The sequence below is a fragment of the Fusibacter ferrireducens genome (genome assembly GCF_015352425.1).
Taxonomy (GTDB): Bacteria; Bacillota; Clostridia; order Peptostreptococcales; family Acidaminobacteraceae; genus Fusibacter_A; species Fusibacter_A ferrireducens.
Window position 1 is genome coordinate 32161 of the sequence record NZ_JADKNH010000008.1, and the last position, 23387, is coordinate 55547.

Genomic DNA, 23387 nt, shown 5'->3' on the forward strand with positions numbered 1-23387 from the left:
CTCCATGTTGATCAAAACAGTTCATGAGCTATCAGAGCTCCTAGACCAATTTTCACAAGCACTATTTAAAAGAATTGATAATGAATTGGTGCCCAGTTTTTATTTAGTTTTATTTGATATATCCAATGAGCACATCAACATGAGCTTCTCAGATGATATGGTCAGTATACCTACTGAGGTTGAATCCATAGAACACCTCAATCAACGCAAAGAATTCCTAAAAGATCTGATGGCACTTCATATTTCAAAGGCCTTCTCTGATGCTACTACTATTTTCTATTCGGATTTTTTCGTTTACAACAATAGTATTTTCACATACGCCTTTAAGTTTGATCGTAAAATTTTAGATTCCTACTACAAAATAACAGATGACAGCAGCGTTCAAATCACTTCCATTATAGATGCCATTATATTTGAAGCAATAAAATATATCGACCAGTGCGCCGTGAATTTTATTGAAAGTCGAGAAATCACTCAAAAAAGTATTAAAGATCTTCTTAAAGATGCTGGCAAAGCTCTTCTAGGCAGTATTTTTGAAGATGAATCCTTCCCTAATCCGTTCGATAAATTCAGTAAAATCTCGTCCTTGAGTTATGAAAAAGCTTTTAGCAATGGCAAGATTCTGCTTTTTAAACCCAACTTCATTGAAAGTATCATCGATTCGTCACATATTAAGCTCTTACTGACTTTTGAAGAGCGCATTCCTCTATCGAGTTTTAGACATATTCGCAAGATTCTTGAGCTCTCAAAAAAAGATATCTATCTGCTCTCTGATGGTGAGTACATTTATAGCGTTATTCAATTTACCGAGGAATCCTATCATTTGGATAAGACAAGACATTATTTTATCGTCGAATTTAACACTTATTACTCTTGGCAACTCAATCACAATAATAATAAATTGATGCAAGTGACTAATGAAGAGGTTTATATTCCCAAGCCCAAAATTAGCTACTTCAACTTTAGCGCAGAATTTAAAAAAGTATTTCCAGAAGTTGAGACCAAAAAGATTCTCAACCTCTACAAACTCGTTCTGGAAGCCCTAAAACAAGTTAAAGGCACTATTCTTGTGATTTCGAAAAATGCGCGCAGTGAAGCTTATCGATTGAGAAATCAAGGTTTTATTATTAATGCAACCTTTCTAAATGTCTCTACGATTAAATCGATTACCAGTATAGACGGTGCCGTCCTTGTGGACGTAGAAGGCTTCTGCCACGGGATTGGCGTCATCTTAGACGGCGTCGCAACTGAAAAGGGCGACCCTTCACGAGGCGCCCGATATAATTCAGCGATCCGATACGTTGAAACCATCGCACATAATCAACAGTATTCGGACTGCCTCACTGTGGTCATTTCTGAAGATGGCGATGTGGATATCATTTCAAAGTATGCTCTAGAGTACAACATTTAAAGAGCACGTATCTAAAAACCTAGATTTTTAAAGTATCGTGCTCAAAGTGCTTAAACAGTCAAAATCATATAGATTACCATAGTGGCAACAAGCGCTATGATTATACTGCCGCTCACTGTATTGACCCATATGCCCATAGTCCCCACCGCTTTGGATACGCTGTATTCCTTATCTGTCGTCGTCTTAAATTTGATTTGAGTCAAACGATGCAGTGCATTAAAGAAAATAGCGATACTCAATGTCAGATAAGCATCCAAAAGGACAATGAGCTTCGGAATGCCATGAATTGCCACATGCATCATAGGCCGATAAAGCATTTTTTCAAAACTGATCCAGTTCACCGTTGGATTGACATATATCTTTTCGTCTCCCACTTTGACTCTAAGTGTCCCATTGATGAAAAAGATATAAATCAGCGCGCCGAATATTGTGATTACAAGTGAATGAACGATATTTTCCATCGTGTAAAAATGAGGTATAAAGTTTGTCTCGCCGCCCATAATTTTTGAGGCCGGACTGAGAAAGGACATAATCAGATTGGAATGTGTTCCTTCATAAGCGATTGCAATGGCCAACAAAATCAGAGGTACGTAGAGGAACTTGTTGATTTGCTTCGTGGAAGCCTCATCGTATTTTGCCTTAGGTTTAAATACAAAGATCGCCATAAACATTTTTAGCGAATACGCCACTGTGAGCATACTTCCAAATTCAAAGCCCAAAATGAGAACGCCATAAACACGTCCTTTTACGTGTACATATTCTTCAAGTGCATGATAAATCAAGCTTTTGCTCAAAAACCCATTGGAACCTGGAAAAGCAATTAAGCCCAAAACCCCCAATAGAAAAACGGCATATAAAATATACTTTCTATTGCCAAACCCCACCAGCTGATTGAGACTTAAATCCTTTACAACCATGTAGATTGCGCCTGCGCATAAAAACAGCAAGACCTTGTAAAGACTGTGATTGACAATATAGAGCAGTACACCATAAGTCCCATAATTCTTCGAGATGCCAAGTACCGCTATGCCCACCAAAATAAATCCAATCTGACTCATGGAACTAAAAGCCATAATGCGCTTCAAATTTCTCTGATACATTGCCAAAATACCTGTGACAACCATATTTAAGAATCCAAATACCATCAGTATATTTAAAAACCACGCTTCGTAATTTAAAAAGTCTTTTGCAATCATGAGAATACCAAAAATACCGCATTTTAGCATGACACCTGATAAAATGGCAGAGGCCGGTGAAGGTGCAGCTGGATGTGCCTTTGGCAACCACACATGTAGGGGAAACAAACTTGCTTTCACGGCAAAGCCCACAAAAATCAAAAGAGAGATGATAATTTTTTCACCACCAAGAGACATAAAAGATGCGCCAATTTTGGAAATTAATAAATTGCCTGTGTACGCATAAAGCATGAAAATACCTAAGAGCTGTACCAGACCTCCAAAAATAGCCATATTTAAATACACTTCACCTGCTTCGTGTGCATATTCATCTTCATCATGGATAATTAAGAGATAAATAGAGATGGACAACACTTCAAAAAAGGTAAACATGTTGATAATGTTTTCAGAGACAAACATGCCAATCGTACAGGCGAATGTCAACATAAAAAAGAGATAATAGCGATTTCTATGTTCATACCGAATGAGGTAATTAAACGAATATATAGTGGTCATTAAAAAGGCAAAAACCGTAATCACTACGAATACATACCTGTACATATTCAATTTCAGAACAATGCCCGTCCCCATGACATTACTGATGTAGACGTCGATGGACCCGCCGTACTGAATCATTCGATAGAATTGGAGCGTTAAATAAGCTTCATACGACAACATGCCCAGTAAAAAAGCATTTCTGTATTTTTCATTGTAAAGACCAATTAGAAAACTCACAAAACTGGATACTAGCGGTATTCCAACAAGTAAAATCAAGTTTGTACTCATTTGCTCACCCCCTAAAATATGTTTTGAATGACATGGACTTCTATAAAGCGAATCACACCGTTTGGAAAAAGACCTAAATAGATATTGGCAATTGTAATCGCCATTAGCGGCAGCGTTACGGATAAGCTCAAAGGCTCTACTTCATGCAGAGTTGTCTCCTTTTTGAAAAAGGCATTGATCCCCACCGGTAAAAGGTATATTGCAGTCATAAATGCACTGGTCAACAAGACAAACACGAATAAAATCCGACCCTGATGAATCGCCCCCATTGCGAGAAACCACTTGCTTACAAAGCCATTGGACGGTGGCAGTCCCATAATAGAAATCGTAGACCACATGAACACGCTAAATGTAAGTGGCATGCGCTTGCCGAGTCCATCTACTTCAGGAAAATCAGTAATATGAGCGCGTTTATACATCATGCCCACAGTGAAAAACAGACTGATCTTAATCAGCGCATGATTGATCAAATGCAAAATAGATCCTGTTAGAGCCACCTCATTGGATAATACGATACCGAGCATGATATAGCCTAACTGACTAATCGTTGAATACGCCAATCTCTTTTTTAAGTTCGACTGATGAAATGCGAGAAAAGCGCCCACTAAAATAGAGATTGTAATCAGAATCAAGAGCCCAACTTGTATTTCATGGTACACATTTAAAAATTGATATCCAAACAAAAAATACGTAACTCTGATCAATGAAAACACACTTGATTTGACCACTGCTACTGCATGTAACAAAGCGCTTACAGGTGTAGGTGCAATCATAGCAGATGGTAGCCAGCTATGAAACGGCACAAGTGCGGCTTTGACGCCAAACCCCAAAAATAAAAGTATGTAACTCAGTTTAAAATATGGGCTTGCAAATTGAATTAAAGGCGAAAAATCCAGCAATCCTGTTTGAAAAAAATAGAGGCTCATACCTGCAATAATCATACTGGAACCCACAAAAGAATAAACCAGATATTTTTTGCCAAGTTGCAGGGATTCCTCTGTCCCTCTAAAAATGACCAGAGGGAATGTCGTCAAGGTTAAAAGTTCATAGAATATGTAGAGTGTCATCAAATTAGCCGACATGGCAATACCTAGTACAGGCGTCAACACAAACATGAGATAGCCGTTAAAAGCAGTTTCACGGTTTTCACCCCTCATGTAGTCAAAACTGTAGCAAGCCGTAAAAAACCATAAAAAACTCGCAAGGAGCATAAAAATCATTGCAAGACCATCTACTTTAAAATGGATGCGCATCGGTCCGATAATTTGTATACCTTGTGTCTCTGCACCTATATGGCCTTTGAATAAGTAAAGTTCAAGCCCAATAATGCCTAGAAGCGTCAACAGTATCAGTACTTTTGAAAACAGCCTTTGCCGCTTAAAAGCGATGATATTGATGAGACCAGAAAATATAGGGGATAGTAAGATGCTTAACAAAACAAAATTCATCTCGACCCTCCTTAAAAATAATAATGCACAGGATTAATATCAAAGTATTCATTTGAAAAAATACCTAACAAGACCATCATTACCACAAGTATGATCAGGGGAACCACTTCCTTAAGCGGCTTTGCTTTTGATAAAAATACCTTATCAGACACATTGTGTTTCCCATAATAGCCGTTGATGATAATTGGCAAATAATAAGTTGCATTTAAAATGGTGCTGATCAAAATGATGAATACCGGCACGACGCTGCCATTCGCTATGGCCGAAAGGGACATATACCACTTGTTGATAAACCCTGGCAAAAGCGGTATACCAATCATGGAAAGCGCCGCCATGGTGAAGCACATAAGCGTCACAGGCATTTCCTTTCCAATACCTTTTAAATCTTCTATGATTGTCGTTCCGGCTTGTTCGTAAATAGAGCTCACACTGAGATAAATTGCTGACTTGGTTATCGTATGTGCTATGATCTGATAGATTGCGATTTGTATCCCCAAAGAATTGGCAAGCCCCATTCCCAAATAAATATAGCCCAGTTGAGAAATCGTAGAATAGGCAATCATCTTCTTGATGTCCCTTTGATAAATTGCAAACAGAGATCCCGTGAGCATGCTTAGGCCCCCTAAGACCACCAAAACACGATCAATTTCTATCTCTGAAAACCACATTGAACCCAGGCCATCATACAGGATTTTCATCATAATGATGGGCCCCACTTTAATGGTAATCGAAGACAAATGCGCACTCAAAGTTGCAGGCATAGCACTATATAGATCCGGCAACCATGAATAAAACGGAAAGAGCGCCCCATTGATGCCCAGTCCAATGATGCAAAGCGTCACGCTCAGTGTTAAGTAATTCAATCTTTCTAGATTTATGTAATCTCTGAGGAGATGAATGCGAGTCGTGCCTGAGAGCTCTTTTAACATCATGAATCCCACCGCCAGCAACAATAACCCAAAGAGATTCAAAACGATAAATTTTGTTTTTTCATACTGAACTGCATTGTTTACTTTGATCTTGATAAGGTTGTAAGACATCAAAATCACTAAGAAATAGGCCCCATAGAGCCACCGGGTGTCATCTAAAAATAAAATCATCGTAATGAACGCATTCATCACAAGAAGAGAACCGTAATATGGATTGAACGCCGTTTCATCCATGTACTTATGTATGGCATAATAAGAAAACCAAATAATGAGCATATTGACGATCATGAAAGTAAATGCAAGTACTAAATTCAACGCATTCAACATAAAAACATGACCAAGGTAAAGCTGTTCCACCTGTATTTTTGAAAATGATCTGTACGAAATCCACATAAAAAAAGCACAAAGAAAAAACGCAGAGCCACTCAAAAGTTGGATCTTCCATTTCCGCCTTGTGCTCAATAGGATTAAGCCGCTTAACATTAAAATTAAAATACAAATAAAGGGACCATAATATACCATGCATACCTCCTAATCAAGCAACATTTGAGCCCTCTCCAAATGCCCCCAAAACGATTTTCGCTGACACTGCTTGAGGTTGAACACGCCTCAGCGCAGCTTTCGGCTCAAATCTTGTTGTATATAACAACATTTGTGTCTTCTCCCAATGACCCAAAACGATTTTCGCTGACACTGCTTGAGGTTGAACACGCCTCAGCGCAGCTTTCGGCTCAAATCTTGTTGTATATAAATCTTGTTGTTTTAATAAAAAGCACCCCAAGAAAAGGGATGCTTCATTTATTGATAAAGATTTCATATATACTGACTGTCAACAGAAAAACACTCAGTAACAGCCCAAACACCGCTAAAAATATAGAACCCTTTATAAGAGCTATCAATCCAAGCGCAACAACAATGCCAATAGCACATTTACCACGCCTTGTAATTCGATACTCACCCATAGAACACACCCCATTTGAACATTATAGTATTTCACTTGTGTCTACTCAATATTCTACTTTATTCCAGCATCAATTTCTAGTGATATCCTGTTTTTACCCCAAAAATTTTTTTTGAAACTGTGAAAACAATAACATAATTGAAACCTTTTCTCATTTAGTTTATAATAAATGAGAATATTCTCATTTAGAAATATAATTTAATCTGAACGCTGTACTGAAGTGCGATTAACTTCAAACAGCGTCAGCAAAATTGGATTTGAGGCATCATAAGATGTCTGAAATATTTTCCTTTAGAATCGAGGTGTCTATATGTTTTTACAGGTCTCTTATTGGACTGCATTTTCTGCTGGTGTGGCTTCTTTTTTTTCACCCTGTCTCTTGCCACTCATTCCAGCTTATATCATGTACATGGCTGGTGCCTATGATCCGCAAGCCATTTCTAAAAAGCGTACATTGATGTTATTTAGAACATTTGGTTTCATCATAGGTTTTACAGTAATTTTCATGCTTCTCGGCATATCTGCAAGCGCTCTTGGCAGACTCTTTGCGATGCATAAAGTCCTCCTTACAAGGATCAGCGGCATACTGATTGTATTTTTCGGACTCTATCTTATGGGCTTTATTAAATTGCCCATGCTCAATAAGGACTACAGGAAATCCAAGGCCAGAGGCAAAATGACTTTTTTCACATCCATCGGTATGGGCATGGCATTTGCATTTGGTTGGACGCCTTGCTTTGGTCCGATACTAGGGGCCATTCTCGCTTCCACAGCTGCCATGAGTCAAAATGTCGCCGAGGGTGCACGCCTTTTATGGGTTTACTCCATGGGCATGGCTGTTCCGTTTATTATCACTGCCCTCTTCATCAATACCGTTGAAAAGTATACTCAAAAATTAAGTCAACATTCTAAAGTAATCAATCGAATTGCCGGCGCTGTACTTGCCCTTCTGGGCCTTTTGATGGCAACAGGAAAACTGGGCAGTTTCGTCAACCGTTTTTTATAGCGAAAGGAGATTTCCAATGTACCAAAAAATACGACTGATACCGATAATCCTCGTTCTGCTCTTCACGACCGCTTGTGGCAGTTCAAAGATAGAAGCCCCTATGGCCATTGATCAACAGTCCCCTTCTGATCAATCAGATGTAGCGGCAGAATCGACCAATCCACCCGAATCCATAGAGTCAACATCTGATGAATCCACAGAGTCAACATCTGCTGAATCCACAGGGTCATCAAATGCACAGGAAGCTTATATTTTCCCAGATTTTCCACTTAAAAAGTTGGACGGTACCTCTGCACAACTTTATGATTTTAAAGACAAAATTATTGTTATCAACTTCTGGGCAACTTGGTGTCATTTTTGCGATCTGGAAATGCCACTTATTGAAAGTTTAAGTGAAAAGGAAAAATATCAAGTTCTAGCGGTCAACGTGGGAGAAGATCCAGATACCATCCAAAAGTATCTTGATGAAAAAGGACTCACATTGGACGTCTATCTAGACGAAGATCAATCTCTTGCAAGTCAATTCAGTGTTACTGGCTTTCCTACTTCTGTCTTTATAGGCCCAAATTTTGAGTATCTATATGCTTATCCTGGCATGCTGGATGAAAAAACTTTAGATTCTATTTTAACTTCAATCGATGAATATCTAGCGCAATAGATTTTAAAATGATACAATTCAAGTATCAAAATCATATAGATGGAACAAGACTAGATTAGGAAGGCGGTTGGATATGACAATGACATTCAACAAGAACTATGTTCTTGAAAAAGCAGAAGCTCTTTTAAAAACGGATAGCCCCAGCGGTTTTACACATAATATAATGAACACAGTTGGTGGTTGGGCCGAAGCATTAGGTTATGAGTTTGAACTCACACACAAGGGTGGCGGCATCATCACAATTGAAGGGCAAGATCATATGAAGACAGTTGGACTTGCAGCCCATGTGGATACGCTTGGTGCAATGGTTCGGAGCATCACCAGCGAAGGCACTTTGAAATTTACGCTTGTTGGAAGCCCTATTGTGCCCACATTAGACAGCGAGTACTGTCGAATTCATACACGCGATGGCAAAGTTTTTCAAGGCACTTTTCTGAGCACAGCACCTGCTGCGCACGTTTACAAAGAGGCTTCAACACTTGCCAGAACACCAGATACCATGGAAGTCCGCCTTGATGAAAAGGTTAAAAATAAAGAGGATGTGCTTGCGCTAGGCATTGCCGTTGGCGATTTTATCTGTATTGATCCCAAAACGACGCTTATAAATGATTTTTTGAAATCTCGTTTTATTGACGATAAAGGTTCTGTGGCAATCCTGTTTGGAGTCATGCAGTATTTATCTCGAAATGGTATTAAACCAAAATATAAAACTAAAATAATCATTTCAAATTATGAAGAAGTGGGGCATGGCGCTTCTTTCATCCCTGAGGATATCTCTGAAATGTTAGCCGTGGATATGGGCTGTATCGGAGAGGATTTGACGTGTACAGAATACGATGTGTCCATTTGTGCCAAAGATTCTGGTGGCCCATATGACTATCAGATGGTTTCAAAACTCATTGAACTCTCTAAAGAAAATGCACTGAGTTATGCCGTGGATATTTACCCTTACTATGGCTCAGATGTTGGGTCTGCGTTGCGTGGCGGTCATAATATCAAAGGGGCACTTATTGGTCCAGGTGTCCACGCTTCTCATGGCATGGAACGCACGCACTATGAAGCTCTGGAAAACACCATGAAATTAGTCGCTTTGTATTTAACTAAATAAAATAAATTTGGCCCTCCTTGTGCCTAATTGGGGGGCCTTTACTGTAAATTCTAAGTTTTCTTTCAAACTCGAAGCAGACTTTCCAATCCGAGCTATATAAAAGTGAACTTAAAAAGATGATTTACGTGTTTTCAAGAAGGGTAAAATGATAACAATATAATAATTAATCAGAGTGTCAAAAGTCGTAAGTTGAACACCCCCTCTCTCCCATGATGTCGTTTACTGAAAGTTCACGACACAACTTCGATTGAGTTGGGCTAAGAAACTGATTTTTGACACTCTGACTATAATTCAAGCATCCATTTTAACGAGGTGATGATCTGATGAAAAACAAATATATTTTTTACAGTCAATTATATCTTCTAACAACACTGTTTTGGATTGTGCTCTTTGAAAAAAATGACTGGATTACAGTTATTTCTGGTCTGATATCCAGCGTTGCGGTCATCTTCTTCACTGAAAAATATCTTCTAAAAAAATCTTTTTATCAACTCTTAAATTTTAATATATTAAAGATTTTTATCTATTTCTTTGTACTTCTCTATGAAATTTATGCAAATGCTTTGGTGACCATCTATCAGATCATCACTTTGCAAATTAATCCAGATATCGTCACCCTTCATACCGATCTCAAGACAAATGCTCAAAAGTGTGTATTGGCAAATTCCATCACTTTGACACCCGGCACAGTCACCATTGAACTTGAAAGACAAACTTTAAAAGTACTTTGGCTCAATGCCAAAAATAAAAACAGTGTCATTGCCGGCAATTTGATCAAAGGCAAACTGGAACGATTTTTAAGTTGATAAACAGTTTTTAAGTGGATAAAGGAGTCTTCTATGTTTTCAATCATCATCGTATTGATTTTACTTCTAACCTTCAGCTTAATAAGAATTTTACTTGGGCCCTCTTTATGGGATCGGTTACTTGGACTCAATATGGTTGCCTCAAAGCTCCTCGCCCTCATTGTGCTCTATGCCAGTTATAAAGGCATGTCTATGTATCTGGATTTGGCTATAGTCTATGCCTTATTAGGCTTTGTTGGCATTATATTCTTATCGATTTACGTACAGCGGAAAGGAAGATTTTAATGAGAGAAATAGTAGCTTTAATCTTCATGAGCGGTGGTCTCTTTTTCATTGGATTTGGCGTATTGGGATTATATCGTTTTAAAAACTTTTACACACGCATATTGATTGCTTCTAATGTAGACACTGCCGGTTTTATACTGCTCTTAGCCGGTGTGATCATCAGGCATGGTTTTTCCTTTTTTTCGCTTAAAGTTGGCTTCATTATTGGGCTTGTTCTCATTGTCAATCCATTGATTACACATGCGATTACGCGTTCTGCATACAACAGTGGCTTTAAAATAAAAAAGGAGTGATCTCATGTTAAAACTCGCCTTGATTGTATTGATCATACTCGCCATATTTACCATCCAAACTCAAAAAATGCGACACGCTGTCGTCTATTTAGGTGCGTTTTCCTTGACCATTTCCTTTGTCTATCTCCTCTATAATGCACCAGATGTCGCCATTGCAGAGGCCATAATTGGCAGTACACTTTCCACAATTCTCTATCTGGTGGCACTTCAAAAGTACAAGATATTCACAGTATATTATTGTCTATCGGAAGAGGAATTTAAAGACCAATCACATCTTACAACGGAACATCTTCAGTTTAATAAACTTTTGGACAAATATTGTGCCAAGCAAGAACTAGAGCCTCAGATCATTTATACCGTAGACAACGTAGACACCATCAAAGCGCATCATCAATATGCTCTAATTGTTTTAAACGAATCTTCACACATAACCATTTGGGGACATCCTGAAAATTATAAATTGGATTCCATCATTGCCTTTTTTGATTCAGAGATTCATTTCAAGATACCAATTGAGTTCATCAAAGTGGAAGAGGTGATCGAATGAGGCGTAAAAGCATTGCACTCTTTTGTTTGATCAGTTTCGTCATCATGATCTTATCGACGACTGTACCCGAACAGGTTACTTATGACATTTCAAATCACTATATAGAAAATGCCTATGCTGAAACTGGCGCCACCAATGTTGTGACTTCGATTTATTTAGTTTATCGCTACTATGATACTCTATTTGAAGCTCTCATGTTCTTATTCAGCATTATAGGCGTTGTATATCTATCTATTCACGAAGGAGATGAGCTCGATGAATGACCATTCCGATTTGATTTCTAAAACTTTACCCATCACCTATCCCTTTGTGCTCCTATTCGGCATATACATTGTAGTGAATGGCCATGTGACGCCTGGTGGTGGTTTTCAAGGTGGGGCTGTTATTGCCTCCATACTGATCCTCAAGTATTTGATTGATCCCAGTGTTGAAACCTCACTCAAAAAGATCAGAACCATCGAAAAACTAGCACTGCTGCTCATATTTTTATTTCCACTGGGTTTTTTGCTGACTTTTATCCACCTTCAATTTCCAATGTTTAACTGCTCATACTTGATACTGATGAATCTGCTCATCAGCATCAAAGTGGCTTGCGGTATGTCCATTATCTTTATCCGATTTGTATTCTATGAAACAAGGTGACTCTATGACTTTTGAAAAACTTCTCGACTTAATCAACGGTGAAAATGTAAGCCTTGCTCTATTTATGATTGGCATCTATGCACTGGCCTCTAGACGCAATATCGTAAAGACGATTATCGCACTCAGCATCATACAGGCTGCAATTATATTGTTCTTTTTATCCATCAACAATTCAGAAGGTCGTGTACCTCCTATTGGGCATCAACTCTCAGTCCCTGTTGCCGACCCAATTCCCCAAGCACTTATGATAACGGCTATTGTAGTGGGGATTTCAGTTACCGCCGTCAGCCTTACGATGTTTATTTCACTCTACCACAAATATGGTTCTACCAACTGGAATAAAGTTAAAAATAAGCGTGGAGGTCTTCGATGATATTTCTTGTGCTCGGGCCAATTCTAGTGGGTCTTTTCTTTTACATTTGTCATTGTAAATTCTTAATGAAGGCAACACTCATTTTAGAGGCTGTCTTAATTGGTATTGCCTTGAACTTTCTGATGAGTTCTGCTGAGTCCTCTGTCCAATTGCTTTCGGGCATTGCCTTTCCAATGGGTATGAAACTTAGAGTAGATACGCTCTCAGCCACGATGTTAGTGCTCAACAATTTCCTATTTGGATTTATGATACTCTTTAACATGCATAAATCCTATATGAACAAGCTCTTTATCTTTCTATTTTTAGGTTTACAAGGCCTCATAAATGGTGTCTTCTTATCCACTGATTTTTTTAACGTCTATATTTTAATAGAAGTGGCCACTGTAGTGGTGAGTATCCTCATCATGTACAAAAAGGACAGTCAATCTATGTATGATGGCATGATCTACCTCATGGTCAATATGATTGCCATGACCTTCTTTTTATTGGGAATTGGGTATCTTTATAAATACACTGGCGCCCTTGATTTTGATAATGTTGCCGTTTCAGTAGAGACGATCACCTCTAAAAAAAATCTCATCATGCCTTTTGCGTTGATGATTACTGGCATCAGCTTAAAAGCGGCTTTATTGCCACTCTTCAGTTGGCTGCCGAAGGCCCACGGTACTGCGAGCGCCCCTTCAATTGTCTCAGGCGTGTTATCTGGCATCTTCGTTAAAATTGGGATTTACCTCTTCATACGCGTCTATTTTATATTTGGAAATATTTTTATTTTGTCTAATTTCTTTGTTGGTATTGGCTTTTTAACTGCCATTGCAGGCTTTATGTTTGCGCTGGCCCAAACAGATATCAAACTGATTTTAGCCTACCATTCTATTTCTCAAATAGGCCTCATGATGATTGGCCTCAGCTCTGCCCAAACAGCTTCATACTATGGCGGTCTCTACCATATTGTCGCTCACGGCATCTTTAAGACTTTACTTTTCTTAATTGCCGGTTTACTCATTGAAACTTATCACACACGGGACATTCGAAAGATGAACGACTTATTTAGACGTTCAAAGTTTCTATCCGTTATTTTGATTATTGCCGTGCTCAGTATCACAGGTGCACCCTTTTTTAGCGGTGCTTATTCTAAATACTACATCATGAAAGGTTTTTCAGGTATTGGATTTGAACTCTTATTCATTTTGATCAACATGGGGACCATGATGTCCTTCATCAAGTTTTGGCATGTGCTCTTTAAAGATGATCAGCCATTTTTTGCACCTATGCCATCGCCTATAGGCAAAAAAATATTGCCTTACAATTCCGTAATAGCACTCAGTCTGATGGCCTTATCCTGTATTTTGCTCGGTGTGGCTGGGGATTACATGTTCAAGCTACTCACTACTTTTGATGCACACTATGGCTTTTTATCTCAGCTTGTTAAATGGCCTAAATACTTGCTCACTTATGCTGGTAGTTATTTAGCTTATCAAGCCTTTGTGAAGAAGAATCCATTCTTTGCAACTGTTAAGAAGATGGAACTGAGCTTTAATCAAATCACATTGGCGATTCTGTCCTTTTTCATCGTCACAACGTTATATCTACACTTTATTACAGCCTAATACACACCATTAAAACATAAAAAGTGGCTTCATTATGAGCCACTTTTTTTATACTATAATTTTGATTAATATGAACTTCTAAGCTTCAACTTACTTTCTAAAATAGGCAACGCCCACAACGCCTTCTCCAGTATGCGTTCCCACCACTGAACCGATCTCCACTTCGTATATATTATGCACATCAAAGCTTGCGTTTATAAGCGCTTTTAATTCCTCTAACTTTTTAAGATCGTTGGCATGTGCTAATGCCAAGGTATCTATGATCCCCTCTGGATATTCATTTTTCAATTGCTCAATCATCCATGACATGCCTTTGCGTGTCCCTCTTACCTTATTGGCCATTTCCACAACACCATTTTTGACCTCTATAATCGGTTTTAGATTGAGCATCTTGCCAATCATAGCGGTTCCAGAAGACAGGCGACCGCCTTTTTTCAGATTGTCTAAAGAATCCAACATGCCGTATAATTGTGCCTTTTCAACGAGTACATTAAGATCCCTTTGAATGCGGTCAATGGATTTGCCTTCTTTGATCCACTGATTTGCCTTTAAAAGGATCAAGGCGAGTGAAAAACTGGTTGTTCGACTGTCCACAAGATAGATTTGATCACTGCCAATCATCTCTTTGGCGATTTTTGCCGAATTATAAGTGCCGCTGAGCTCACTTGATATAAAAATGCCCAGAACGGCATTGCCCTTCTCAATTTCAGCACTGAAAATATCATAAAACTCGTTTGGATTCACTTGAGATGTCGTTGGCAATTCAGGAGAATTTCTCATTTTTTCATAAAAAGTAGCTGTATCTAAGTTGATTTTATCAATGTATTCTGCATCTTTAAAAAGCACTTTAAGTGAAGCAAATAAAATGCCTTGATCTGCAAGTTCTTTTGGCGTTAGATCACAAGTGCTGTCCGTCACTAATGTAATTGGCATACACATCCCTCTTTTCTATTAAATCCATAAGCGATCTCTTTTTCAAAACGACTATATAAATCTATTTGACACTCAAAATCCATTGGATTTTCAAACTTTTTTGATAGTCCCAGTATAGGATGAAACCCTTATAAAGTCAACGTTTGAGCTGTTTTCTTTATAAATTGTTAATTAAATTGTAATAACTGCTTGGATACTCTATAGCTCGCATCACATTTTCAATTTCCAAAGCTTTCCAACGACAAAAAACACTAAGCCCAATGTGCTTAGTGTCCATTTTAAAACAACCAGATATGAGCCGAGATCATGGCTCTATTTTGGCCCTTACTTTGATTTTTTCAGAGTTTTCCCTTAAAAAAGTGTAAAACAGTATCCATAGGATTGTCAAAAAGTTAAAAATCATAAATGGGGCAAACTCTACAGCAGGCACACCTATGATGGCCAATATGATAATTGCATTGACATTCCAAGGCATCAAAGGTGCTAAAGCCGTTCCAGAGTTGGCAATTAGCGCAGCTAAATCACCTTCATCTAAATTGTGTTCCAAGAACGCCTCTTTTAAATTTCTGCCTGGAATGATGATGCCAACCGTTTGGTCACAAGTCAAAGCATCCAGACCTATACTCATTAAACTGGTTCTCAAATAAAGTGCACTCTTCGTCTTGGAGTTCTGAGTGACTGCATCCACCAGCGGTTTAATCCAACCACATTTTTCAAAAACCGTGCTCATGGATATGCCGCCCATGATGATAAAAATGACTTCTATCATGGAACGCCCACCTCCAATTTGAAGGGATCTAATCAAATCCACTTGGCTATCCGTATGAAAGCCGCTGTACATAAATCTCACAAGTTCTGTCATGGGCACATGCTGTATAAAAATGGCGATTAAAATACTGGATATCAGACCAAAACCTAAGGTCAAGTTAGATTTAAAGCCCATTAAAGATAGAATGAGCACAACAATGGGCACGACAAAAAACCAACCGGATATCACAAAAGCATTTGAAAGTACCTCTTTGTATTCTGAAATAGCAGTGTCTGTCAGAGTGGATTCAATATTCATGCTCATCACAAGATAAATTATAGCTGTTAAAAATAATGCGGGCAACATGAGCTTTATCGTCTTTGCAAAGTAAGTCTTGAAACTCACCCCTACGGTCTCTGTGGTGAAATTAACCAGTGCAGAAATCGGCGAAAGCCTATCTGCCACATATGCACCGGACAAAATAGCTCCTGATAAAAGAGCTTTAGGCATGCCGGCACTGATTCCTAAAGAAAAGATCGCCACGCCAATTGTGCTCAATGAGCCCAATCCAGTGCCTATAAAAAGGGCAAATATGCCAGTTGCCAAAAAGGCAAAAAGGATAAAATTAACGTGATTGACAATTGAGAAACCAAAATAAATCATGGAAGGCACAATACCCGATGCAATCCATAACGCCACGTTGACACCAATCATCAAAATTACAAAATATATACTTTTAGCATGGCCTATACCCTCTAACACATAAGAAAGTGTTTTCTTTAATTCAATGCCATTTGCTTTTAGCAGTACACTTGTGATGACCAAAGTCACCAAAAAACCATAGAGTAATGTAATGCCAAGACTTAGACAAGTGACAATACTCACTATAAAAACGACTGCTATGAATATCCCCCATTTTTGATGAATCATCTCTATTCCCCACTTTCAATTCAGGATCAAAGCTCTATATTCAACTTATTATAACAGAAATGTTTCGATATTCTAAAGACCTTTTTATAAATATTTAAAAAAACTCAAAAGTCAGATATTTTAAAGAAAAGTCACAATTTGAATAAAAATTCTCAAAAACCTATTGACATCACGCTAAAAACCCAGTAATATAGTGAACAATACAAGGAAAGAGGTTTACACTATGAATAATTATACGTTTTTATCCTCACAATTCCATCATCATCACAGGTCAGGGATTTATCATCCGATGAAATAATATCATCGAAGGTAAAGCCCTATTCGTTTTTATCTACTGAATCGGGCCTTACCTGTTGATGATCGAAAATATAACGAGAGTCATATAGGTTCGCCCTATATGGCTCTTTTTTTTATACAAACTTTTATGCACAAATCCTATGAATTTAAGAACACTGTCACTCATCTAATCTAAGCAGAAAATACGATCACACCTTTGGAGGTCTATATGAAATCGAATTTACTCGTCAGCAACCAAAACAAATATGCCATGCAGGCTTCACTGATGAAGCTATATGCACAATACGGCTATCGTCAAGTCTCAATACCCGCTTGCGAACCACTCGCCACAATTTCAGAACTTGAAAAACAGTACCCGAGTCGTACACAGGTTAAATTTATGGATCAATCCGGCGAAATCTTTTATCTTCAAGATGATCCAACTGTATCCGTCATGAAAATGCTCCGACTCTCCTCTGCAACCAACATTGAACAAAAAATTTGCTACTACGCACCCACTTACAAATGGGGTCATCGTCAACTCAATGAAGAAACACAAATTGGCGTTGAAACATTTGGCAAAGATACATTGCTTCACGATCTCGAAATCATCGTCTTAGCTGTGAAATCGCTCAGACTTTTTACTGACAAAGTTATGTTGGATATTGGTGATGTGAGCTTTTTGGAAACACTGCTTGAAAGCATGCCCTTTAATTCAGAGCAAATACAGGCCATTGTGAAAGCATTGCCTTCCAAAAATATGATGACTTTAAAAGAACTTGAACTCTTTCAGAATATAAAATCTCAGGATTGGGATCTCTTAGCATCACTTTTTAAATTATTCGGCCCCACAGAAATTGTTCTGGAAAACGCCAAACAATTAATCGATCAAATCACCTTTAAAGATGAGCAATTGCAAGTAAAATTAGATACCATCCTCAATCAAATCAGAGATCGTAGCGCATTCTTAAAGGCGTATGACCTTCTGGAATACACACAATTGGATTTCACTTTAAAACCTGAACTCAAATACTATAATGGGCTTGTTCTCAAAGGGTTCATCAAAAATTGTCCTTCTGAAGTTTTAAACGGCGGCAGATATGACCAACTCAGTACAGAATTTGGAAAAGCGAACTGTGCAGCTGGATTTGCACTCACACTAGATTTATTAATGAATTATACGGAGGTAAAAAAAATGACACGGAAAAATAGCTTACTACTACTTGAGACCGAGCTCTCAGCAAAAGGCATCAAATATGCTGAATACTATCGCCAAAAGGGATTTGAAGTCAACCTAAGAACTTATGAAACAGAAAAAGAGGCCATTGATCTCGCCTCTAAAGAAAATTTTGAAAAAGTCATCCTATTTGGTGAACGCTCTGCCAAAGTCATCGATATTCGAAAAGACAATGTGCAGAAAATGCCCTATTCGACATTTGATCAATACTTGACCATCACTGATGCCAATAAGAGCATTCACTAAGAGGAGGCCCCCCATGGAATCTATCACATTTGCACTTTCCAAAGGTCGAATTGCCGAAGCTTTTTTAAAAGCTTTTGATGCCGAAGAGGCCTTAAATTCTAGAAAGCTGATTGTACAAGTTGGCAATATAAAAATGATCATGGTAAAACCCGTAGACGTTCCCACCTATGTGGCTAACGGTGTGGCTGATATCGGTGTGGTTGGCAGAGATGTCATTTTAGAATCTGGAGAATCCTTTTACGAACTTCTTGAATTCCCCTTTTCAAAATGCACACTCTCCATTGCAGGCTTTGATCAGAATATAAATTTAGAAGCACCCATGACCATTGCCACCAAATATCCTAAAATATGCAAGCAGTACTTTCCACTTTCTAAAACCATTTATTTAAATGGTTCTGTGGAACTTGCACCGATTCTCAATCTTTCCGATGTCATCTTCGACATCGTTGAAACTGGCACAACACTTAAGGAAAATGGGCTTTCCGTCATTAAAGATGTGCTCTCTATCAATCCTGTACTCATTGCCAACAAATCCAGTTATAAGTTTAATCAAGCTCAAATCGATGCCGTGATTAACCAACTAAATGAACGAGGTGACTTATGAATGCTCTTGAAAATATGATTAAATTAGATGCAAATGAACTCGCTTATCCACTATCGGAAACGCAGATTGAAAAATTGCGCGCTGAACTGGATCTGCAAAAACTCAATCGGTATCCCGATGCAGATGCCATTGAGCTCCTGGAAGCTTACAGTGCATACATTGGTATCCCACAAAGTCAAATCATCGCTGGCAACGGTTCAGACGAAGTTTTAGATCTCATTTATAAAGCATTCACCACGCCAAAGGATATTGTGCTTTCTGTGGACCCTTCATTTGTAATGTATGAGATTATGGCATCTATTTATAAATGTGAATTCAGACGATATCAGCCCGAAGCCTATTATGGCCTTACCCCAGATAACTTTATAGAATATGTTGAAATATTGAAACCCAAACTGATCTTCATCTGCAATCCAAACAATCCCACGGGTGCACTTTTAAACCCGGAGGATCTCATTAAAATCATCAAGTCTACCGATGCCTACGTGGTAATCGATGAAGCCTATGGTGAATTTATATGTGATCGGTTCATGGATTATTCCCTGCTTAATAAGATAGATGAACTGCCAAATTTAATTGTCCTTAAAACACTTTCTAAAGCATGCGGTCTCGCTGGGCTCAGAATTGGATTTGGACTCTCAAACGCAGCCAACATGGCAAAACTCTACAGCTGTAAATACCCTTATACCATCAGCAATCTCTCGCAAGCCCTTGGTATTGCACTTTTGAAATCTGATTTTAAAGAAACCATCAACTCTAATCGTCTTCAAATTATTGAAACTAGAGATCGATTGATTGGAGAACTTAAACAGTATAAAGCACTGGAAGTCTTTGACTCATATGCGAATTTCATCTGGATGAAAATTGATTCCGAGCAAATCTCAAAAGAATACTTTTTAGAAGCATTTGCTGCAAAGAATATTAAAATTAGATATTTCAAAAAAGACTACTTGGCAGATTATTTTAGAATCACTGTGGGTACTGAATACGAAGCTCAGCAGGTTATGGCATGTATTGATGCCGTATTGGGATTAGAAAGGGCGGCAGGACAATGAAACTTAGTAGAAAAACATTTGAGACTCAGGTCGAGCTAGAATTTGAACCCTATGGTAAAGGGCAATACGATATCCAAACTCCAATTCCCTTTTTCACACACATGCTCGAACAATTTGCAAAACACGGACGTTTCAATCTCACACTTACAGTCACTGGAGATGATCCACACCATATTATTGAAGATGTGGGGATTCTGTTAGGTAAGGCTTTCAACGACAGTCTACCTGATAAAACAGGGATTGAGCGCTTTGCCGATAGTCTGATTCCCATGGACGAAACTTTAGTCCAGATTGCTATTGACCTATCTGGCAGGAGCTATTTAGCCTTCAATGCAACCTTTCCAACCACCATTACCAGTGGCTTTGAAACCGAATGGTGTCTTGAATTCATGACCGCCTTTTTACAGAATGCCAAAATGGCGCTTCACATTACCACACTTGCAGGCAAAAACACGCATCACATGCTTGAGGCCATATTCAAAGGCACTGCCATCACACTGAGACGCGCATTGATGATTACAAGCGATTCACTGCCATCCACGAAAGGAGTTTTATAATGACGATTATCATCGATTATGGCGTAGGCAACATTTTTAATGTGCTAAATGCCTTCAGCAAAATTGATCCGGATACAAAGCTCTCTGCTGATCCTAAAGAAATTTTAGCAGCATCACATATCATATTGCCAGGTGTAGGTGCCTTTGAAGATGCCATGAAGGCACTTGAGGCGCTCGGCCTTGATGAGACAATTAAAACGGCGGCTAACATGAACATTCCCATCCTTGGCATATGTCTTGGCATGCAACTGCTCTATGAAAAGAGTCTTGAGAACGGAGAGTGGCAAGGTTTAGGTCTGCTACCGGGCACCATCGATATCTTTAATAGAGATGCAGTTACCACCATTCCGCATATGGGCTGGAATGATCTCATTTTTACGGATCAATCTCCTTTTGTGAATATCAGTGGATTTGCTTATTTTGTGCATTCTTACCTAGCACCTCCTGATGCACAATACGTTTATGCTTATGTGACATATGAAAAGAGTAAAGTCCCTGCCATAGTGGGCACAGGCAATGTTTACGGCATGCAGTTTCATCCGGAAAAGAGCAGTGCAACTGGCGCAAAGCTCATCCAACAATTTTATGAATTAACACAGGAGGCCCTATGAGAATTTTTCCAGCCATTGATATCAGTGGTTCAAAATGTGTCAGATTGACTCAAGGTAATTTTGATCAAAAAAAAGTTTATTATGACAATCCGTTGGATGCCGCTAAATTTTGGGAATCACAAGGTGCTCGTGATATACACATCGTGGATCTTGACGGTTCTCTAAATGGCGAGTTTGTGAATCTTTCAAATCTTAGAGAGATTGCCCAAGAGACGAAATTGAATATACAATTTGGCGGGGGCATCAGATCCTTAAAGGATGTTCAAACGCTTGTGGAAAGTGGCGTCAATCGTATTGTCATTGGCTCACTCGCCCTTAAGGATCTAAAGACTTTTAAAGACATCTTAGAGCGTTATACTTCTCAAATCGTCTGCGCTATAGACTTTAAAAACGACTATGTGATGACGGAAGGATGGCAAGAGGAAAGCAAAATCAGTCTAAATACCTTTATTAAAACCATTTCGGATATCGGATGTAAATCTCTGCTCGTCACCAATATTTCCAGAGACGGCATGCTTACAGGTCCAGATATCAACACCTACAAGGCCATTAAAGATTTAACCTCAGCTGAAATCATCGCCTCTGGTGGGGTGAGTTCACTCGAAGATTTAAAAGCACTCAAATCCATTGGTATGCCTTCTGTGATCATAGGTAAAGCCTTCTATGAGCAAAAATTTACTTTTTCAGAGGCAGTACTAGCCGTAGGAGGTCCCGTATGTTAGCTAAAAGAATAATCCCCTGCTTAGACATTAAAGCAGGTAAAGTCGTCAAAGGACAACAGTTTGAAAATGTCGTCTCCATAGCAGATCCGCTTGAAATCGCAAAATACTACAGCGATACAGGTGCTGACGAACTCATCTTTTATGATATTATGGCTTCAACAGAAGATCGAGGCCCCTTTTTAAACCTCGTCTCTCAAATCGCTAAAACCATCAACATCCCCTTTACAGTGGGCGGTGGCGTAAAGTCCATAGATGACTTTGACGCACTTTTAAAATCAGGTGCAGATAAAGTATCCATTAACACGCAAGCTTTTATTAATCCAAGCTTGATCAAGGCTGCCAGCCTCAAATACGGCGCACAATGTGTGGTGCTTTCTGTGGATATTAAGAAGGTGGAGGATGAATATATCGTTTTCACACATGGCGGCAGAACCAACACAGGGAGAAAGGCACTCGATTGGATTTTAGAAGGCATTGAACTTGGTGCTGGCGAACTCTGCATCAACTCCATTGATGCAGATGGCAGTAAGAAAGGATTCGATTTGCCACTTTTAAAACAGATTGAATCTGAAGTTACAGTGCCAATCATCGCTTCTGGCGGTGCTGGCGACAAAATGGACTTCGTAAAACTCTTTAAAGAGACCACAATATCTGCAGGGTTAGCCGCAAGCATTTTTCACTCTAAAAAAGTCAGCATCCCTGAAGTCAAATTTGAACTCAAGCGTGAGAATATTCCCGTTCGAAGTTATTTCGCTCCCCTCTTTGACGCTGAGCTCATCCCAGCCATTGTTCAATCTGCTCGAACAGGTGTAGTTCTCATGCTGGCTTATGTTAACGAAGAAGCTCTTGAAAAGACGATTTCAACAGGCTATACGCATTTTTATTCCAGAAGTAGACAATCGCTCTGGTTTAAAGGTGAAACTTCTGGCAACAAGCAAGCACTTGTGGATTTAAGATACGATTGTGACAACGATACCCTTCTAATGATCGTTGATGAGGCAGGCCCCGCATGTCACACAGGCAGCTATTCTTGCTTTAACCAAGTGCCTGAAAATAAAAATGTCTTCAATCAATTGATGGCCGTCATAGAAGATCGTAAGGCAAATCCTGTGGCAGGCAGTTACACCAATTACCTCTTTGAAAAGGGCATCGACAAGATTCTCAAAAAAGTCGGTGAAGAAAGTGCAGAAGTCATTATAGGTGCAAAAAATTCAAAAGAAGAACTCCTCTATGAAATGGGTGATCTCTTTTATCATAGTTTAGTGCTTCTGGCAAATCAAAATATTGAGATCGGTGAACTCGAAGACGAGCTCAGAAAACGCTTTAAATAATCGTTTAAAAAAGAAGGCCATGCAAAAGGATTCATGCTAGGACATCCTGTTATTATACAGATATCTGCCCTCATAAACCCTGCGCACGGCCTTTGTCTA

The 23387-nt window shown here is 38.8% G+C and carries 25 protein-coding genes; 19 read left to right on the forward strand and 6 right to left on the reverse strand.

What is annotated here, in order from left to right:
* Positions 1-4: 4 nt before the first annotated feature.
* Positions 5-1411: a DNA integrity scanning protein DisA nucleotide-binding domain protein gene (locus ISU02_RS13495; protein ID WP_194702373.1), complete on the forward strand. Its 1407-nt coding sequence runs from the start codon at positions 5-7 to the stop codon at positions 1409-1411.
* A gap of 50 nt (positions 1412-1461) precedes the next feature.
* Here the strand turns inward: ISU02_RS13495 and ISU02_RS13500 are convergent, their stop codons facing one another.
* From ISU02_RS13500 to ISU02_RS13520, 4 genes are all read right to left on the reverse strand, one after another.
* The gene (locus ISU02_RS13500) at positions 1462-3372 is read right to left on the reverse strand and encodes a complex I subunit 5 family protein (RefSeq protein ID WP_194702374.1); all 1911 of its coding nucleotides are present in this window, start codon (positions 3370-3372) and stop codon (positions 1462-1464) included.
* An 11-nt stretch (positions 3373-3383) separates the two neighbouring features.
* Positions 3384-4820, reverse strand: coding sequence for a complex I subunit 5 family protein (locus ISU02_RS13505; protein WP_194702375.1), 1437 nt, complete (start codon positions 4818-4820; stop codon positions 3384-3386).
* Between the two features lie 11 nt (positions 4821-4831).
* On the reverse strand, positions 4832-6271 hold the full coding sequence (locus tag ISU02_RS13510; RefSeq protein WP_194702376.1) for a complex I subunit 5 family protein: 1440 nt from the start codon (positions 6269-6271) through the stop codon (positions 4832-4834).
* Between the two features lie 272 nt (positions 6272-6543).
* Positions 6544-6711 carry a hypothetical protein gene (locus ISU02_RS13520; RefSeq protein ID WP_194702378.1) on the reverse strand — a complete coding sequence of 56 codons (168 nt, stop codon included), beginning with the start codon at positions 6709-6711 and terminating at the stop codon, positions 6544-6546.
* A gap of 309 nt (positions 6712-7020) precedes the next feature.
* Between ISU02_RS13520 and ISU02_RS13525 the strand changes: the two genes are divergently transcribed.
* From ISU02_RS13525 to ISU02_RS13575, 11 genes are all read left to right on the forward strand, one after another.
* A complete protein-coding gene (locus tag ISU02_RS13525) occupies positions 7021-7716 on the forward strand; it encodes a cytochrome c biogenesis CcdA family protein (RefSeq protein ID WP_194702379.1) in 696 nt (231 codons plus the stop codon).
* Positions 7717-7732: 16 nt separating this feature from the next.
* Complete coding sequence (locus ISU02_RS13530; RefSeq protein ID WP_194702380.1) at positions 7733-8374, forward strand: TlpA family protein disulfide reductase; 642 nt, start codon at positions 7733-7735, stop codon at positions 8372-8374.
* A gap of 79 nt (positions 8375-8453) precedes the next feature.
* Complete coding sequence (locus ISU02_RS13535; protein ID WP_407646443.1) at positions 8454-9482, forward strand: M42 family metallopeptidase; 1029 nt, start codon at positions 8454-8456, stop codon at positions 9480-9482.
* A 323-nt stretch (positions 9483-9805) separates the two neighbouring features.
* A complete protein-coding gene (locus tag ISU02_RS13540; protein WP_194702382.1) occupies positions 9806-10288 on the forward strand; it encodes a Na+/H+ antiporter subunit E in 483 nt (160 codons plus the stop codon).
* A 33-nt stretch (positions 10289-10321) separates the two neighbouring features.
* Entirely contained in the window at positions 10322-10573 is a 252-nt protein-coding gene (locus ISU02_RS13545) for a monovalent cation/H+ antiporter complex subunit F (protein WP_194702383.1), read from the forward strand.
* Entirely contained in the window at positions 10573-10866 is a 294-nt protein-coding gene (locus ISU02_RS13550) for a cation:proton antiporter (RefSeq protein ID WP_194702384.1), read from the forward strand. Before ISU02_RS13545 ends, ISU02_RS13550 begins: the two co-directional genes overlap by 1 nt.
* 4 nt (positions 10867-10870) lie before the next feature.
* On the forward strand, positions 10871-11413 hold the full coding sequence (locus ISU02_RS13555) for a Na(+)/H(+) antiporter subunit B (RefSeq protein WP_194702385.1): 543 nt from the start codon (positions 10871-10873) through the stop codon (positions 11411-11413).
* Positions 11410-11676, forward strand: a complete 267-nt coding sequence (gene mbhE / locus ISU02_RS13560; RefSeq protein WP_194702386.1) for a hydrogen gas-evolving membrane-bound hydrogenase subunit E — start codon at positions 11410-11412, stop codon at positions 11674-11676. The genes ISU02_RS13555 and mbhE overlap by 4 nt, the downstream gene beginning before the upstream one ends.
* On the forward strand, positions 11669-12055 hold the full coding sequence (locus ISU02_RS13565; protein WP_194702387.1) for an MnhB domain-containing protein: 387 nt from the start codon (positions 11669-11671) through the stop codon (positions 12053-12055). The genes mbhE and ISU02_RS13565 overlap by 8 nt, the downstream gene beginning before the upstream one ends.
* Positions 12056-12059: 4 nt before the next feature.
* Entirely contained in the window at positions 12060-12428 is a 369-nt protein-coding gene (locus ISU02_RS13570) for a sodium:proton antiporter (RefSeq protein ID WP_194702593.1), read from the forward strand.
* The gene (locus tag ISU02_RS13575; protein ID WP_194702388.1) at positions 12425-14038 is read left to right on the forward strand and encodes a complex I subunit 5 family protein; all 1614 of its coding nucleotides are present in this window, start codon (positions 12425-12427) and stop codon (positions 14036-14038) included. The genes ISU02_RS13570 and ISU02_RS13575 overlap by 4 nt, the downstream gene beginning before the upstream one ends.
* A gap of 90 nt (positions 14039-14128) precedes the next feature.
* Here ISU02_RS13575 and ISU02_RS13580 read toward each other — a convergent pair whose 3' ends face one another.
* Entirely contained in the window at positions 14129-14971 is an 843-nt protein-coding gene (locus ISU02_RS13580; protein ID WP_194702389.1) for a DegV family protein, read from the reverse strand.
* A gap of 304 nt (positions 14972-15275) precedes the next feature.
* Positions 15276-16649: a Na+/H+ antiporter NhaC family protein gene (locus tag ISU02_RS13585; RefSeq protein ID WP_194702390.1), complete on the reverse strand. Its 1374-nt coding sequence runs from the start codon at positions 16647-16649 to the stop codon at positions 15276-15278.
* 505 nt (positions 16650-17154) lie between these two features.
* On the opposite strand from ISU02_RS13585, the gene ISU02_RS13590 reads away from it, so the two are divergent.
* From ISU02_RS13590 to hisF, 7 genes are read left to right on the forward strand one after another with little or no spacing between them, the layout of a single operon-like run.
* Positions 17155-18408 carry an ATP phosphoribosyltransferase regulatory subunit gene (locus tag ISU02_RS13590; protein WP_194702391.1) on the forward strand — a complete coding sequence of 418 codons (1254 nt, stop codon included), beginning with the start codon at positions 17155-17157 and terminating at the stop codon, positions 18406-18408.
* A 13-nt stretch (positions 18409-18421) separates the two neighbouring features.
* Positions 18422-19012, forward strand: coding sequence for an ATP phosphoribosyltransferase (hisG, locus tag ISU02_RS13595; protein ID WP_194702392.1), 591 nt, complete (start codon positions 18422-18424; stop codon positions 19010-19012).
* Positions 19009-20067, forward strand: a complete 1059-nt coding sequence (gene hisC, locus ISU02_RS13600; protein ID WP_194702393.1) for a histidinol-phosphate transaminase — start codon at positions 19009-19011, stop codon at positions 20065-20067. Before hisG ends, hisC begins: the two co-directional genes overlap by 4 nt.
* Complete coding sequence (hisB, locus tag ISU02_RS13605) at positions 20064-20624, forward strand: imidazoleglycerol-phosphate dehydratase HisB (RefSeq protein ID WP_194702394.1); 561 nt, start codon at positions 20064-20066, stop codon at positions 20622-20624. Before hisC ends, hisB begins: the two co-directional genes overlap by 4 nt.
* On the forward strand, positions 20624-21235 hold the full coding sequence (gene hisH, locus ISU02_RS13610) for an imidazole glycerol phosphate synthase subunit HisH (RefSeq protein WP_194702395.1): 612 nt from the start codon (positions 20624-20626) through the stop codon (positions 21233-21235). The genes hisB and hisH overlap by 1 nt, the downstream gene beginning before the upstream one ends.
* A complete protein-coding gene (gene hisA, locus ISU02_RS13615; RefSeq protein WP_194702396.1) occupies positions 21232-21957 on the forward strand; it encodes a 1-(5-phosphoribosyl)-5-[(5-phosphoribosylamino)methylideneamino]imidazole-4-carboxamide isomerase in 726 nt (241 codons plus the stop codon). Before hisH ends, hisA begins: the two co-directional genes overlap by 4 nt.
* Positions 21951-23288, forward strand: a complete 1338-nt coding sequence (hisF, locus tag ISU02_RS24360; protein WP_194702397.1) for an imidazole glycerol phosphate synthase subunit HisF — start codon at positions 21951-21953, stop codon at positions 23286-23288. The genes hisA and hisF overlap by 7 nt, the downstream gene beginning before the upstream one ends.
* Positions 23289-23387 lie beyond the last annotated feature (99 nt).